At 61.8% G+C, this 14744-nt stretch carries 12 protein-coding genes, 2 tRNA genes and 1 rRNA gene; 10 read left to right on the top strand and 5 right to left on the bottom strand.

Translation table 11 applies throughout. From position 1 onward, the window contains the following. Window positions 1–24: 24 nt before the first annotated feature. From N0B28_RS00590 to N0B28_RS00570, 5 genes are all read right to left on the bottom strand, one after another. A tRNA-Ala gene (locus N0B28_RS00590) sits at window positions 25–100 on the bottom strand. A gap of 7 nt (window positions 101–107) precedes the next feature. After that, a tRNA-Ile gene (locus N0B28_RS00585) sits at window positions 108–184 on the bottom strand. Window positions 185–268: 84 nt separating this feature from the next. Next, window positions 269–1805, bottom strand: a 16S ribosomal RNA gene (locus N0B28_RS00580). 542 nt (window positions 1806–2347) lie between these two features. Beyond that, complete coding sequence (locus N0B28_RS00575) at window positions 2348–3568, bottom strand: CaiB/BaiF CoA-transferase family protein (protein WP_275729808.1); 1221 nt, start codon at window positions 3566–3568, stop codon at window positions 2348–2350. Between the two features lie 14 nt (window positions 3569–3582). Next, on the bottom strand, window positions 3583–4764 hold the full coding sequence (locus N0B28_RS00570; protein ID WP_054916007.1) for an acyl-CoA dehydrogenase: 1182 nt from the start codon (window positions 4762–4764) through the stop codon (window positions 3583–3585). 152 nt (window positions 4765–4916) lie between these two features. Between N0B28_RS00570 and N0B28_RS00565 the strand changes: the two genes are divergently transcribed. The 10 genes from N0B28_RS00565 to N0B28_RS00520 all read left to right on the top strand — a co-directional run bounded on the left by N0B28_RS00565 (window position 4917) and on the right by N0B28_RS00520 (window position 14614). After that, window positions 4917–5843 carry a LysR family transcriptional regulator gene (locus N0B28_RS00565; protein ID WP_104571727.1) on the top strand — a complete coding sequence of 309 codons (927 nt, stop codon included), beginning with the start codon at window positions 4917–4919 and terminating at the stop codon, window positions 5841–5843. Window positions 5844–6252: 409 nt separating this feature from the next. Continuing rightward, window positions 6253–7374 (top strand): Re/Si-specific NAD(P)(+) transhydrogenase subunit alpha, encoded by a 1122-nt coding sequence (locus tag N0B28_RS00560; protein WP_043862334.1) that lies wholly within the window; start codon window positions 6253–6255, stop codon window positions 7372–7374. 11 nt (window positions 7375–7385) lie between these two features. Continuing rightward, entirely contained in the window at window positions 7386–7703 is a 318-nt protein-coding gene (locus tag N0B28_RS00555) for an NAD(P) transhydrogenase subunit alpha (protein ID WP_043862333.1), read from the top strand. A gap of 2 nt (window positions 7704–7705) precedes the next feature. Next, window positions 7706–9142, top strand: coding sequence for an NAD(P)(+) transhydrogenase (Re/Si-specific) subunit beta (locus tag N0B28_RS00550; protein WP_043862332.1), 1437 nt, complete (start codon window positions 7706–7708; stop codon window positions 9140–9142). Window positions 9143–9320: 178 nt separating this feature from the next. After that, a complete protein-coding gene (locus tag N0B28_RS00545) occupies window positions 9321–10814 on the top strand; it encodes an acetyl-CoA hydrolase/transferase family protein (protein WP_275729801.1) in 1494 nt (497 codons plus the stop codon). Between the two features lie 319 nt (window positions 10815–11133). Continuing rightward, window positions 11134–11349 (top strand): DUF1127 domain-containing protein, encoded by a 216-nt coding sequence (locus N0B28_RS00540; protein ID WP_043862330.1) that lies wholly within the window; start codon window positions 11134–11136, stop codon window positions 11347–11349. Between the two features lie 239 nt (window positions 11350–11588). Next, window positions 11589–11906, top strand: coding sequence for a DUF2388 domain-containing protein (locus N0B28_RS00535; protein ID WP_043862329.1), 318 nt, complete (start codon window positions 11589–11591; stop codon window positions 11904–11906). Between the two features lie 114 nt (window positions 11907–12020). After that, window positions 12021–12314, top strand: coding sequence for a DUF2388 domain-containing protein (locus N0B28_RS00530; RefSeq protein WP_054916009.1), 294 nt, complete (start codon window positions 12021–12023; stop codon window positions 12312–12314). A gap of 27 nt (window positions 12315–12341) precedes the next feature. Further along, window positions 12342–12662, top strand: coding sequence for a DUF2388 domain-containing protein (locus tag N0B28_RS00525; protein ID WP_043862327.1), 321 nt, complete (start codon window positions 12342–12344; stop codon window positions 12660–12662). Next, window positions 12659–14614, top strand: a complete 1956-nt coding sequence (locus tag N0B28_RS00520) for a DUF4105 domain-containing protein (RefSeq protein WP_275729796.1) — start codon at window positions 12659–12661, stop codon at window positions 14612–14614. The genes N0B28_RS00525 and N0B28_RS00520 overlap by 4 nt, the downstream gene beginning before the upstream one ends. Window positions 14615–14744: the final 130 nt, after the last annotated feature.

Here is a 14744-nt window from a genome sequence, read left to right as displayed (position 1 = left end):
GCTTTGACAAACTGGCAAGCGGGGTGGTGGAGCCAAGCGGGATCGAACCGCTGACCTCCTGCGTGCAAGGCAGGCGCTCTCCCAGCTGAGCTATGGCCCCAGCAAATTGGTGGGTCTGGGCAGATTCGAACTGCCGACCTCACCCTTATCAGGGGTGCGCTCTAACCAACTGAGCTACAGACCCAATCGAAGGTTGCTAACCTAATCGTCTTCTTCAATGAATCAAGCAATTCGTGTGGGAGCTTATGAGACAGCTGATGTCGTCGATTAAGGAGGTGATCCAGCCGCAGGTTCCCCTACGGCTACCTTGTTACGACTTCACCCCAGTCATGAATCACACCGTGGTAACCGTCCTCCCGAAGGTTAGACTAGCTACTTCTGGTGCAACCCACTCCCATGGTGTGACGGGCGGTGTGTACAAGGCCCGGGAACGTATTCACCGCGACATTCTGATTCGCGATTACTAGCGATTCCGACTTCACGCAGTCGAGTTGCAGACTGCGATCCGGACTACGATCGGTTTTGTGAGATTAGCTCCACCTCGCGGCTTGGCGACCCTCTGTACCGACCATTGTAGCACGTGTGTAGCCCAGGCCGTAAGGGCCATGATGACTTGACGTCATCCCCACCTTCCTCCGGTTTGTCACCGGCAGTCTCCTTAGAGTGCCCACCATAACGTGCTGGTAACTAAGGACAAGGGTTGCGCTCGTTACGGGACTTAACCCAACATCTCACGACACGAGCTGACGACAGCCATGCAGCACCTGTCTCAATGTTCCCGAAGGCACCAATCCATCTCTGGAAAGTTCATTGGATGTCAAGGCCTGGTAAGGTTCTTCGCGTTGCTTCGAATTAAACCACATGCTCCACCGCTTGTGCGGGCCCCCGTCAATTCATTTGAGTTTTAACCTTGCGGCCGTACTCCCCAGGCGGTCAACTTAATGCGTTAGCTGCGCCACTAAAATCTCAAGGATTCCAACGGCTAGTTGACATCGTTTACGGCGTGGACTACCAGGGTATCTAATCCTGTTTGCTCCCCACGCTTTCGCACCTCAGTGTCAGTATGAGCCCAGGTGGTCGCCTTCGCCACTGGTGTTCCTTCCTATATCTACGCATTTCACCGCTACACAGGAAATTCCACCACCCTCTGCCCTACTCTAGCTCGCCAGTTTTGGATGCAGTTCCCAGGTTGAGCCCGGGGATTTCACATCCAACTTAACGAACCACCTACGCGCGCTTTACGCCCAGTAATTCCGATTAACGCTTGCACCCTCTGTATTACCGCGGCTGCTGGCACAGAGTTAGCCGGTGCTTATTCTGTCGGTAACGTCAAAACAGCAAGGTATTCGCTTACTGCCCTTCCTCCCAACTTAAAGTGCTTTACAATCCGAAGACCTTCTTCACACACGCGGCATGGCTGGATCAGGCTTTCGCCCATTGTCCAATATTCCCCACTGCTGCCTCCCGTAGGAGTCTGGACCGTGTCTCAGTTCCAGTGTGACTGATCATCCTCTCAGACCAGTTACGGATCGTAGCCTTGGTGAGCCATTACCTCACCAACTAGCTAATCCGACCTAGGCTCATCTGATAGCGCAAGGCCCGAAGGTCCCCTGCTTTCTCCCGTAGGACGTATGCGGTATTAGCGTTCCTTTCGAAACGTTGTCCCCCACTACCAGGCAGATTCCTAGGTATTACTCACCCGTCCGCCGCTGAATCGAAGAGCAAGCTCTTCTCATCCGCTCGACTTGCATGTGTTAGGCCTGCCGCCAGCGTTCAATCTGAGCCATGATCAAACTCTTCAGTTCAATACTGCTTGGGTTTTGAGAAAACCCTAAACTTGGCTCAGCATTCTCAAATGACTTACTTTCAAATCTTTCGATTTTCGTGCAGTCACTTGTGATGCTGATAATCTTTCTGACTATCAGTCTGAGCTCACAAGCACCCACACGAATTGCTTGATTCAGTTGTTAAAGAGCGGTTGGTCAAGAACTTTTCGTCTCAACCGAGGCGAGCATTCTACGCTTTCCTCAGAGTCTGTCAAGCGTTTATTTTGAAGTTTTTCGTTTCACTTCAAACACTTGACTCGCTTCGATCTCTCGTAGCGGGAGGCGAATTCTACAGCGTTACAACCTGCTGTCAACCACCTTTTTCACCGCTGCCGATCTTTCGATCGAAGCACCTCCAGCCTGACCTGAAACGTCCAACTCGTTGATATTCAAGGAGTTTTTCGTTTCGACTGCGCCGGAAGTGGGGCGAATTATAGAGAGATTAAATCGTGCGTCAAGGGCTAATTTGAAACTTTATCAAATCAGCCCTAGCCACCCTCTATATAGATAGGAGAGGGCGCCTACAGCACGCCCGCGCCACGCAGGCGTTGCACCTCGTCACCCTTCAGCCCCAGCACCTGCATCAGCACCTGTTCGGTATGCTCCCCCAGCAGCGGCGGTGCATTGCGGTACTCCACCGGCGTCTCGGACAAACGAATAGGGCTGGCCACCTGCGGCACGCTGCCGGCCAACGGGTGAGGAATCTCTATGGCCAAGCCACGCGCCTGCACCTGAGGGTCCTTGAACATCTGCGCCAGGTCGTTGATCGGCCCGCACGGTACACCCGCCTGCTCCAGCTGGCTGACCCACTCGGCGGTAGTCTTGAACACCGTGGCCTGGCGAATCAGCGGGATCAGCTCGGCGCGGTTGGCCACACGCAGTTTATTAGTGGCAAACCGCGGGTCATCCGCCCACTGCGGCTGGCCGGCCACCTCGGCGAACTTGCGAAACTGCCCGTCGTTACCCACGGTCAGGATGAAGTCGCCATCGGCGGTAGGAAAATCCTGGTAAGGCACGATGTTCGGGTGCGCATTGCCCAGGCGACGCGGCGCAACACCCGTGGTCAGGTAGTTCATCGCCTGGTTGGCCAGGCAAGCCACCTGCACATCCAGCAACGCCATGTCGATGTGTTGCCCGCCGCCATCGTGATCCCGGTGGGCGAGGGCGGCCAATATCGCCACCGTCGAATACAGCCCGGTGAGAATATCGGTCAACGCCACCCCGACCTTCACCGGCCCCGCACCGTCCTCACCCTCCGGGCGGCCGGTAAGGCTCATCAGGCCACCCAGGCCCTGGATCATGAAGTCATAACCGGCACGCTTGGCGTAGGGTCCGGTCTGGCCGAAGCCGGTGATCGAGCAATAGATAAGCCGCGGGTTGATCGCCCGCAGGCTTTCGTAGTCCAGCCCGTAGGCCGCCAGCCCGCCAACCTTGAAGTTCTCGATCAGGATGTCGGACTTGGCCGCCAGCTCGCGTACCAGTTGCTGGCCTTCGGGCTGGGTGAAGTCGATGGTGACCGACTGCTTGTTGCGGTTGGCCGAAAGGTAGTAGGCCGCCTCACTGGTGTTCTCGCCATAGGCGTCCTTGAGAAACGGCGGGCCCCAGGCGCGCGTGTCGTCGCCCGCCCCGGGACGCTCGACCTTGATCACCTCGGCCCCCAGGTCCGCGAGGATCTGTCCGGACCACGGTCCGGCCAGCACTCGCGACAGATCCAGCACCCGCAGATGAGATAGCGCGCCCATGGGCTGGCTCCTTATTAATAGAAAGCCTGCAGACCGGTTTGCGCACGCCCCAGAATCAGCGCATGCACGTCATGGGTACCTTCATAGGTGTTGACCACCTCGAGGTTGACCAGGTGGCGGGCCACGCCGAACTCGTCGGAGATACCATTGCCGCCCAGCATGTCGCGGGCCAGGCGGGCGATGTCCAGCGCCTTGCCGCAGGAGTTGCGCTTCATGATCGAGGTGATCTCGACCGCAGCAGTGCCTTCATCCTTCATGCGGCCCAGGCGCAGGCAACCTTGCAGGGCCAAGGTGATCTCGGTCTGCATGTCGGCCAGCTTCTTCTGGATCAGCTGGTTGGCGGCCAACGGGCGGCCGAACTGCTGACGGTCCAGGGTGTATTGGCGCGCGGTGTGCCAGCAGGCTTCCGCTGCACCCAGGGCGCCCCAGGAGATGCCGTAGCGCGCCGAGTTGAGGCAGGTGAACGGGCCCTTCAGGCCACGTACATCCGGGAAGATGTTTTCTTCAGGCACGAACACGTTGTCCATCACGATCTCGCCGGTGATCGAGGCACGCAGGCCGACCTTGCCGTGAATCGCCGGGGCACTCAGGCCTTCCCAGCCTTTCTCCAGCACGAAGCCGCGAATGTCGCCCGCATCGTCCTTGGCCCACACCACGAACACGTCAGCGATCGGGCTGTTGGTGATCCACATCTTGCTGCCGCTCAGGCGATAGCCACCGTCGACGCTCCTGGCGCGGGTGATCATCGAGCCCGGGTCGGAGCCATGGTTGGGCTCGGTGAGGCCGAAGCAGCCGATCCACTCGCCGCTGGCCAGCTTGGGCAGGTACTTCTGCTTCTGCGCCTCGGTACCGAATTCGTTGATCGGCACCATCACCAACGAAGACTGCACGCTCATCATCGAGCGATAGCCGGAGTCGATACGCTCCACTTCACGGGCAATCAGGCCGTAGCACACATAGTTGAGGCCGCTGCCACCGTACTGCTCGGGGATGGTCGCACCCAGCAGGCCAACCTCGCCCATTTCACGGAAGATCGCCGGGTCGGTCTGCTCATGGCGGAAGGCTTCGAGCACACGCGGGGCGAGCTTGTCCTGGGCGAAGTGGAACGCGCTGTCACGCACCATGCGCTCTTCTTCGGTGAGCTGCTGATCGAGCAGCAGCGGGTCGATCCAGTTGAAGCTTGCCTTGCCAGCCATGTGCGAATCCTCGGAAACGTTTTGTCGTGGGTTGATCCTAGGCCGTAACGGGCGTGGCGACAAACGAGGATTGCGCATATTCTTGTGATAATTTCTCACTTCGTAACGGCACCAACGGCCATTTTTACGACTGATTAGTGAGGTTGACGTATATGCGGCGCAAGATCCCCAGCACCACGGCCCTGGTGTGCTTCGAGGCTGCAGCCCGCCACGAAAGCTTTACCAAGGCGGCCCAGGAGCTCTCCCTGACCCAGGGCGCGGTGTGCCGACAGGTGGGCGGGCTGGAGGAGTTTCTGAATGTGGAGCTGTTTCGACGCTCGCGCCGTGGCGTGAAGCTCACCGAAGCCGGCCTGTCCTATAGCCGCCGCGTCGCCACCCAGCTGGACGCGGTGGAGCGCGATACCCTGTCGGTGATGGGCCAGCAGGGCGCCAACGTGATCGAACTGGCCCTGGTACCGACCTTCGGCACGCAATGGCTGCTGCCGCGACTGAAGGACTTTCAGCGCCTGCACCCCGAAGTCACCGTCAACCTGACCAACCGCACCCGTCCGTTCCTTTTCGCCGACACCCACTTCGACGCCGCCATCTATTTTGGCGACGCCGACTGGTCGGGTACCCAGTCCCACCGCCTGATGGGCGAGAACCCCGTGCCGGTGTGCAGCCCGGCCTTGCTGGCAGGGCAGGCTAGCCTTAGCGCCGAGGACCTCGCGCAACTGCCGCTGCTGCAGCAGACCACCCGACCCTATGCCTGGCGCCAGTGGTTCAACAGCCTGGAAATGAACGTGGCCCGCGACATGACCGGCCCGCGCTATGAGCTATTCTCGATGTTGGCCCAGGCCGCCATGCACGAGATGGGCGTGGCGTTGATCCCGCCCTTTCTCATCCAGCATGAACTGGGGGAGGGCAGGCTGGTGATTGCCAACCCGCATGCGCTGTCGAGCATCAAGGCGTATTACCTGATGATCCCGGAGCGCAAGGTGGAATCCGCCTCGCTGCGTGCTTTTCGCGACTGGCTGGTAGCCGAGGCCCAGCGCTATACCGCGCAGCACAAGGATCAGAGCGGTTTGTTGACCCCGTAGTCAGCAAATATCGAGCCCTACAGATATACGAAAATGTCGCAAATGAGCAGACTGTTCCGGTGCACGCCAAAACACCCCTTAACCCTGCTGTTTACGGGGCCTTCGCGACATAAAGCCTGTGCACAAATGCGCTTTCGCGAAATTTGTCTGAAAAAATTTCAAATTTTGCGTAATGTCCCTGAAGCCCACGGTTCGCGGGCTTCAGGCCGTTTATTGCGACATTCGGTCACAGGGTGACTTGTAGTTTATCGTTCGTCACCCTTCAGAACCGGTTGAAGCGATTCAGGATCGCCTGCAAAATGCCGCGCCCCGCCCGGATTCAGGGCGGGATCGTGCTGATCGGCCGCCCCAGACGCACCATCCGCAGTGCGCTGGTTTACCAACAAAAGATCACGCAGGAGAAATTGACGTGCACATTGGTGTTCCTCTCGAAACGCAGACGGGCGAGACACGTGTCGCTGCCACCCCCGAAACCATCAAGAAACTGATCGGCCAGGGTCATCAGGTCACTGTGCAACGTGGCGCGGGCGTCAATGCCAGCGTGCCCGACAGTGCCTATGAAGCAGCAGGCGCGACCATCGGCAGCGCTGCCGATGCGTTTGGCGCACAGCTTGTACTCAAGGTTGTGGCGCCCAACGAAAGCGAACTGGGCCAGATCAACAGCGGCACCGTTCTGGTGGGCATGCTCAACCCGTTCAACAATGACGTGATTGCCAGGATGGCCGAACGCGGGATCACCGCCTTCGCTCTCGAAGCCGCGCCGCGCACCTCCCGCGCGCAGAGCCTCGACGTGCTGTCATCGCAGGCCAACATCGCCGGCTACAAGGCCGTGCTACTGGCCGCGCATCACTACCCACGCTTCATGCCGATGCTGATGACTGCCGCAGGCACCGTGAAGGCTGCCCGCGTGCTCATCCTGGGCGCCGGTGTGGCCGGCCTGCAGGCCATCGCCACGGCCAAGCGCCTGGGTGCGGTGATCGAGGCCTCGGACGTGCGCCCGGCGGTAAAGGAGCAGATCGAATCGCTCGGCGCCAAGTTCATCGACGTGCCGTATGAAACCGATGAGGAACGCGAGTGCGCCGAAGGCGTCGGCGGCTACGCGCGGCCCATGCCCGCCAGCTGGATGCAGCGTCAGGCCCAGGCCGTGCACGAACGCGCCAGACAGGCCGACATCGTCATCACCACCGCGCTGATCCCCGGGCGCAAGGCACCGACCCTGCTCAGCGCCGAAACCGTCGCGCAGATGAAGCCGGGCTCGGTGGTCATCGACCTCGCCGCCGCGCAGGGCGGCAACTGCCCGCTGACCGTGGCCGACCAGGTGGTGATCGAGAACGGCGTGACCATCGTCGGCCCCACCAACCTGCCAGCCCAGGTCGGTGCGGACGCCTCGGCCCTGTATGCACGCAACCTGCTCGACTTCATGAAACTGCTGTTCGACAAGGACGGCGCCCTCACGATCAACCTCGAAGACGACATCGTCGCCGCGTGCCTGATGTGCCGCGACGGCCAGGTCATCCGCAAGAACGGATAAGGAGCCAGACAATGGAAGACATGCTGATCTCTCACGGCGTCTACAACCTGATCATCTTCGTGCTGGCCATCTATGTGGGGTACCACGTGGTATGGAACGTGACCCCGGCGCTGCACACCCCGCTGATGGCGGTCACCAACGCCATCTCCGCCATCGTCATCGTCGGCGCCATGCTGGCCGCCGCGCTGACCGTGACCCCGCTGGGCAAGACCATGGGCACCCTCGCGGTGGCCCTGGCAGCGGTCAACGTGTTCGGCGGTTTCCTCGTCACCCGGCGCATGCTGGAGATGTTCAAGAAAAAGGCCGCGAAGGCTGAGGGGAAGAAGTAAACATGAGCATGAACCTGGTAACCCTGCTCTACCTTGTCGCCTCGGTGTGCTTCATCCAGGCGCTCAAGGGCCTGTCGCACCCGACCACCTCGCGGCGCGGCAACCTGTTCGGCATGCTCGGCATGGCCCTGGCGGTGATCACCACCGTCGGCCTGATCTACAAACTGGGCGCGCAGCTGGCCACCGACGGCATCGGCTACGTGATCGTCGGCCTGCTGGTGGGCGGCACTGCCGGATCGATCATGGCCAAACGCGTCGAAATGACCAAGATGCCGGAACTGGTCGCCTTCATGCACAGCATGATCGGCCTGGCGGCCGTGTTCATCGCCATCGCGGCCGTGGTCGAGCCACAGTCGCTGGGCATCGTGGCCAGCATCAGCGACCCGATTCCGGTCGGCAACCGCCTGGAGCTGTTCCTTGGCGCCGCCATTGGTGCGATCACCTTTTCGGGTTCGGTCATCGCCTTCGGCAAGTTGTCGGGCAAGTACAAGTTCCGCCTGTTCCAGGGCGCGCCGGTACAGTTCAGCGGCCAGCACAAGCTCAACCTGGTGCTGGGCCTGGCCACCATCGCCCTGGGCCTGATCTTCACCTTCACCGGCAACCTGACCGCCTTCGCCCTGATGCTGGCCCTGGCCTTCGTGATGGGTGTGCTGATCATCATCCCGATCGGCGGCGCCGACATGCCGGTGGTGGTCTCGATGCTCAACAGCTATTCGGGCTGGGCAGCGGCGGGCATCGGCTTCTCGCTGAACAACTCAATGCTGATCATTGCCGGTTCGCTGGTGGGTTCGAGCGGCGCGATCCTCTCGTACATCATGTGCAAGGCGATGAACCGTTCGTTCTTCAATGTGATCCTCGGCGGCTTCGGCGGCGCTGCAGAAGCGGCCGGCCCGGCCGGTGCCAAGGAGGCGCGCCCGGTGAAATCCGGTTCGGCCGACGACGCCACCTTCCTGCTGAGCAACGCCGACACCGTGATCATCGTGCCCGGCTACGGCCTGGCGGTGGCCCGTGCCCAGCATGCGCTCAAGGAACTGACCGAAAAGCTTACCCACAACGGCGTGACCGTGAAGTACGCGATCCACCCGGTGGCGGGGCGCATGCCCGGGCACATGAACGTGCTGCTGGCCGAGGCCGAAGTGCCCTACGACCAGGTGTTCGAGATGGACGACATCAACTCCGAGTTCGGCCAGGCCGACGTGGTACTGGTGCTCGGTGCCAACGACGTGGTCAACCCGGCGGCCAAGAACGATCCCAAGTCGCCGATTGCCGGCATGCCGATCCTCGAAGCCTTCAAGGCCAAGACCATCATCGTCAACAAGCGCTCCATGGCCAGCGGCTATGCCGGCCTGGACAACGAACTGTTCTACCTGGACAAGACCATGATGGTGTTCGGCGATGCCAAGAAGGTCATCGAAGACATGGTCAAAGCCGTGGAATAAGCCCTTGAAAAGGCTGTGACAAATAGCCCCAGCGCGGTACCGGCTGGGGCTTTTTAATGCCCGCCCAGCCGACAGAAGGCTCTACTTCAGGCCTTCGCATTCGACCTTGGTCGCGGGACGCCGACAGGCGAAATCAATAGACTGCGCATCTAGCTTTAGTAGCCCGAGATAATAATCCATGTACCGTGATCGTATTCGCTTGTCCTCTTTGCACAGCAAGGTAATGAGTGCGGCCGATGCCGCAGGTTTGATCGAGGACGGCATGACCGTCGGCATGAGCGGTTTCACCCGTGCCGGCGAAGCCAAGGCCGTGCCCCACGCACTGGCCGAGCGAGCCAAGCTGTCGCCGCTGAAAATCAGCCTGATGACCGGCGCCAGCCTGGGCAACGACCTCGACAAGCAGCTGACCGAAGCCGGTGTGCTGGCCCGTCGCATGCCGTTCCAGGTCGACAGCACCCTGCGCAAGGCCATCAACGACGGCAAGGTGATGTTCATCGACCAGCACCTGTCGGAAACCGTCGAGCAACTGCGCAACCAGCAGCTCAAGCTGCCGGACATCGCGGTCATCGAAGCGGTCGCGATCACCGAAGACGGCCACATCGTGCCGACCACCTCCGTGGGCAACTCGGCCAGCTTCGCCATTTTCGCCAAGCAGGTCATCGTCGAGATCAACATGGCGCACAACGCCAACCTCGAAGGCCTGCATGACATCTATATCCCGACCTACCGGCCGACCCGCACGCCGATCCCGCTGGTGAAAGTCGATGACCGCATCGGCAGCACCGCGATCCCGATCGACCCGGCCAAGATCGTCGGCATCGTCATCACCGAGCAGGCGGACTCGCCGTCCACCGTATTGCCGCCGGACGACGAAACCCAGGGTATCGCCAACCACCTGATCAACTTCCTCAAGCAGGAAGTCGACGCCGGGCGCATGACCAACAAGCTCGGCCCACTGCAGGCCGGCATCGGCAGCATCGCCAACGCGGTGATGTGCGGTCTGATCGACTCGCCGTTCGAAGACCTGACCATGTACTCCGAAGTGCTGCAGGACTCGACCTTCGATCTGATCGACGCCGGCAAGCTGAGCTTTGCCTCGGGCAGTTCCATCACCCTGTCGACCCGTCGCAACGCCGACGTGTTCGGCAACCTGGAGCGCTACAAGGACAAGCTGGTGCTGCGTCCGCAGGAAATCTCCAACCACCCTGAAGTGGTACGGCGCCTGGGCATCATCGGCATCAACACCGCACTGGAGTTCGACCTGTACGGCAACGTCAACTCCACCCACGTGTGCGGCACGCGCATGATGAACGGCATCGGTGGCTCGGGCGACTTCGCGCGCAACGCGCACCTGGCCATCTTCGTCACCAAGTCCATCGCCAAGGGCGGCGCGATCTCCAGCGTGGTACCGATGGTCAGCCATGTGGACCACACCGAGCACGACGTGGACATCCTCGTCACCGAGCAGGGCCTGGCCGACCTGCGTGGCCTGGCGCCGCGCGAGCGCGCCCGGGTGATCATCGACAACTGTGTGCACCCGGACTACCGCGACGCACTGAACGACTACTTCACCCGCGCCTGCGAAAAGGGTGGGCACACCCCGCACATCCTGCGCGAAGCCCTGCAGTGGCATGAAAACCTGGAAGAAACCGGGCGCATGCTGGCCAACTGAAGCCGTCCCTGTACAGCCGGTGGCGCGCAATGCGCACCGGCTGTACAGTTGCCCCGTCCAACCGTTACACAAACTGTTCTACTGTACCGGTGTTTTGACGGTACCTTCCTACGCAAAATCCCCTCATTGACCCTAAATTGCACCGTTTCAGTGCGGACCGGTACAGTTGCGTCCAATCCGAGTGCAACAGTCTGCATAAACAGTTAACTGGCCCATCACAATGCAGGTGAACTGTATCTACTGTTATGGACGACACAGGAGGATCATTGGCATCAGTTAAATCACTACCTAATGCCGCCACAAGCGGAAGGATGACACCATGGAACGTACACTCAGTTCCGATCTGGCTTTTGAAAACAACGCTCAACAATCCCAGGGTTCGCTGCCACTGCGCCTGCTGGCCAACCTGATGCTGTGGCAACGCCGCATCGCCAGCCGCCACCAACTGGCTCGCCTGGACTCGCGTCTGCTGGCTGATGCCGGTATCAGCGAAGCACAACGTTACGAAGAGCTGAGCAAGCCTTTCTGGCGTTGATGCAGGGCCCGCCGGCCAACGCCGGCACCCCGAATTCAAAAACCCGTCGCAGGTGACTGCTGACGGGTTTTTTTGTTTGAAAGGCCCGCGCCAGAGCATTCGAACCCAATACCAGTACAGTTTTTATAAACCAAAGTATCACCAGTACAATCGTACAGTTGCGCTGCACGAGCCGGCGAAGCAGACGCCACTGCACCACCTGCTGCATAATAGCCGGGCCCATATTCAGGAGATCGACCATGTCCCGTACCCGCCTGCTTGGCGCCGCAATGCTGCTGGCCCTGGCCTCCACTGCCCACGCATCCAGCTTCGTGGTCACCACCGATACCGTGGTGCGTGGCGTTGCCGCCTCCACCAACGCGACCTCCGATGCCTCCTCATCGCTGCGCGATGACAAGATCGTGCGCGCCGCCCGTGACGACGCCGCCAGCTTCGTCGCCAGCCAGGGCGCCATCCGCGGTGTGAAACTGGAAAGCGCCTTCGCCCACATCCGCCAGCAGGCCCCGACCCTGCAGGCTTCCGACGCCCAACTGGCCCAGGCGATCCTGGCCATCTGAACCGCGCAAGGGCCCGGTACACGTAACAACGTGTAAAAGCCGGGTACCCTGCGCTGGTCCCCACCCGCGCATTGGGATAGCCTTGCCGCCTGATTTCACAGCCAACCAGACCTCATGCGTTATTTGCTACCGCTGCTGCTCGCACTCTGCGCGTCGACTGCCGCCCAGGCCTTCGACCTGACCACTCAAAGCCTTGTGATTGCGGGCTACGCCACCAGCAAGGTGACCACCGCCCCGTTCGATCGCAAGCTGATCCTGGCCGCCCACGACGATGCCGCCGCCTTCGTCGCCAGCGACGGCGCCCTGCGTGGCGCACAGCTGGAAGCCGCGCTGAACGCACTGCGCCAGCACACCCCCGAACTTCATGCCAGCGACCTTGAACTGGCGCAGGCAATTCTCGTCCAATAACCACAACCGATTTTCCGGAGATGCTCCATGCGTAAACCGCTGATTGCCGCCACCCTCGGCCTGATGCTGCTGGCCGACGTGGTCCAGGCACAAACCCTGGTGGCCACCAGCAATATCATCGTGCGTGCCTTTGGCCGCTCGATCGACTTCACCTCCGACACCACCACCTCGATCCGCGACTCCAAGGTCGTGCGCGAGGCCCGTGACGATGCCGCCAGCTTCGTCGCCAGCCGTGGCGATATCCGTGGCGCGCAACTGGAAGCTGCCTTCGATACCCTGCGCCAGCGCGTCCCCGAAGCACGCGACGCCAGCGACCAGGTGCTGGCCGAAGCCATCCTGTCGCTGTGAAACCCCTTGCCTGGCTGTTGGGCAGCGTACTGACGCTGCTCGGCGCCCCTGCGCTGGCCGACCTGCAACTGCACCTGCAGGCAGACGGCCTCGACCCGCAACAGCAGCGGGCCAGCCAGGCATTGCTCGACGAAGCCCTGCAAACCCTGCCGCCACGCTTGAAGGCTGAGCTGGACCGCCGCGTCGACGTCTCCTGGACCACCCGCATGCCCGAAGACGCCTATGGCCAGGCGTCGCTGGTATCGAGCCTGGAGCTCAACCGGCGCCTGCTGCCGGGCCTCACCGATGGCAGCGCTGCCACCGCGCAGACCGGCCGGCCGCATGGCACGGTGCGCCAGGAGCTGCTGGCTACCGTTCTCCACGAGCTCACCCACCTGTATGACCGCGCCCGCCTGTGGCCAGCGCCCGAGCGCCGGCTGATCAGCCGCTGCGTGCGCCAGAACACCAGCCTGGGCAAGGTGGGGCTGCCCGATGAATGCCGCGGCCAGACCGAACGCCGCTTCACCCTCAGCGACGACCCGCGCCTGCTCGACCTCGCCGGCTGGCCGCAATACGTGGGCCGGCGTGGCGAGCGCGAACAGCACAACCGCCAGATCGCACGCACCCCGGACAGCTACGAGCTGAGCAGCCCCAAGGAATTCATCGCGGTCAACATGGAGTACTTCCTCCTCGACCCGAGCTACGCCTGTCGCCGCCCGGCCCTCTACAAGTACCTGCGCGAGCATTTCGACTGGGCGCCTGCCGCTGCCGAGTGTGCGCCTGGGCTGCCGTTCCTCAACGCCGGCAACGACTTCGACAAGCAGCCGCTGGGCCAGGTCGACCCCGAACGCGTGTACGCCGTGGACTTCCTGCTGGCCGAAGCCAACCAGAACTGGGTCAGCCGCTGGGGCCACAGCATGCTGCGCCTGGTGATCTGCGCGCCGGGGCGCCCGCGCGGTCCGGACTGCCGCCTGGACCTGGACCAGCACCTGGTGCTCTCGTACCGCGCCTTCGTCAACGACGTGCAGCTATCGAGCTGGGACGGCCTGACCGGCGCCTACCCCTCGCGCCTGTTCGTGCTGCCACTGGCACAGGTGATCGACGAGTACACCAAGACCGAACTGCGCAGCCTGGCTTCGATCCCGCTCAAGCTCGACCGGGACGAAATCGAAGACCTGGTGCGCCAGGCCGCCGAGATGCACTGGAACTACGACGGCCACTATTACTTCCTGTCCAACAACTGCGCGGTCGAAACCCTCAAGCTGCTGCGCAGCGGCACCGGCAACCCGCGCCTGGCCGGGCTCGACAGCATCATGCCCAATGGCCTGCTCGAGGTGCTGCAGGGTCGTGGCCTGGCCGACATGAGCGTGCTCGACGACCCGCGCGAAGCCTTGCGCCTGGGCTACCGCTTCGACTCCTACCGCGACCGCTACCAGGCCATGTTCCAGGTGCTCAAGCAGCACCTGCCGGTGCCGCAGGCCAGCGTGGAGGCCTGGCTCGAACAGCCACCCGCCCAGCGCCAGCAATGGTTCGCCCAGGCCGACCTGCGCACCAGCGCGGCCTTGTTGCTGCTGGAACAGGCCGGCCTGCGCCGCCAGTTGCTGCTGGCCCAGGACGAGGTCAAGCAGCGCTACCTCAGCGGTCGCGAGCTCAACGACACCAACGTGGCCCAGGCCAACAGCACCCTGCAGCAGATCCTCGCCAACAGCGGCTTTCTCAGCAAACCGGCCGAACTGCTGAACGGCAGCGGCTACGGGCTGCCCCAGGCCAGCGAACGCCAGCAGCTGGAGCAGGCCAGCAGCCAGCGCCAGCAGCAACTGCAGCGCCTGACCGGCGACCTGGACAAGGAAGTACGCGCCTTGCTCGGCCCCGAGCGCGCCGCCGAAATCGCCGCCGTCGAAGCCAACCTCAAGCAGCTCGGTGAACACCTGCGCGCATTGCACAAGGCCGCTGGCGGGCTGCAATTGCCCTGAGTCGGTAGTTGACTTTGTAACTGCCTGTGCCACTATTTCGCCGCTTGAAAAATGGCATTTGGCTGCCATTGCGCCCCGCCGAAAGGCGCCGGGACATTTCGCAGAACCTCTTTCTTTCGACGTGACGGCC

Source organism: Pseudomonas sp. SD17-1, assembly GCF_029201585.1.
Classification (GTDB): domain Bacteria; phylum Pseudomonadota; class Gammaproteobacteria; order Pseudomonadales; family Pseudomonadaceae; genus Aquipseudomonas; species Aquipseudomonas palmensis.
Note: the sequence above shows the minus strand (reverse complement) of the source record. Positions and strands in the feature narration are given on the sequence as shown.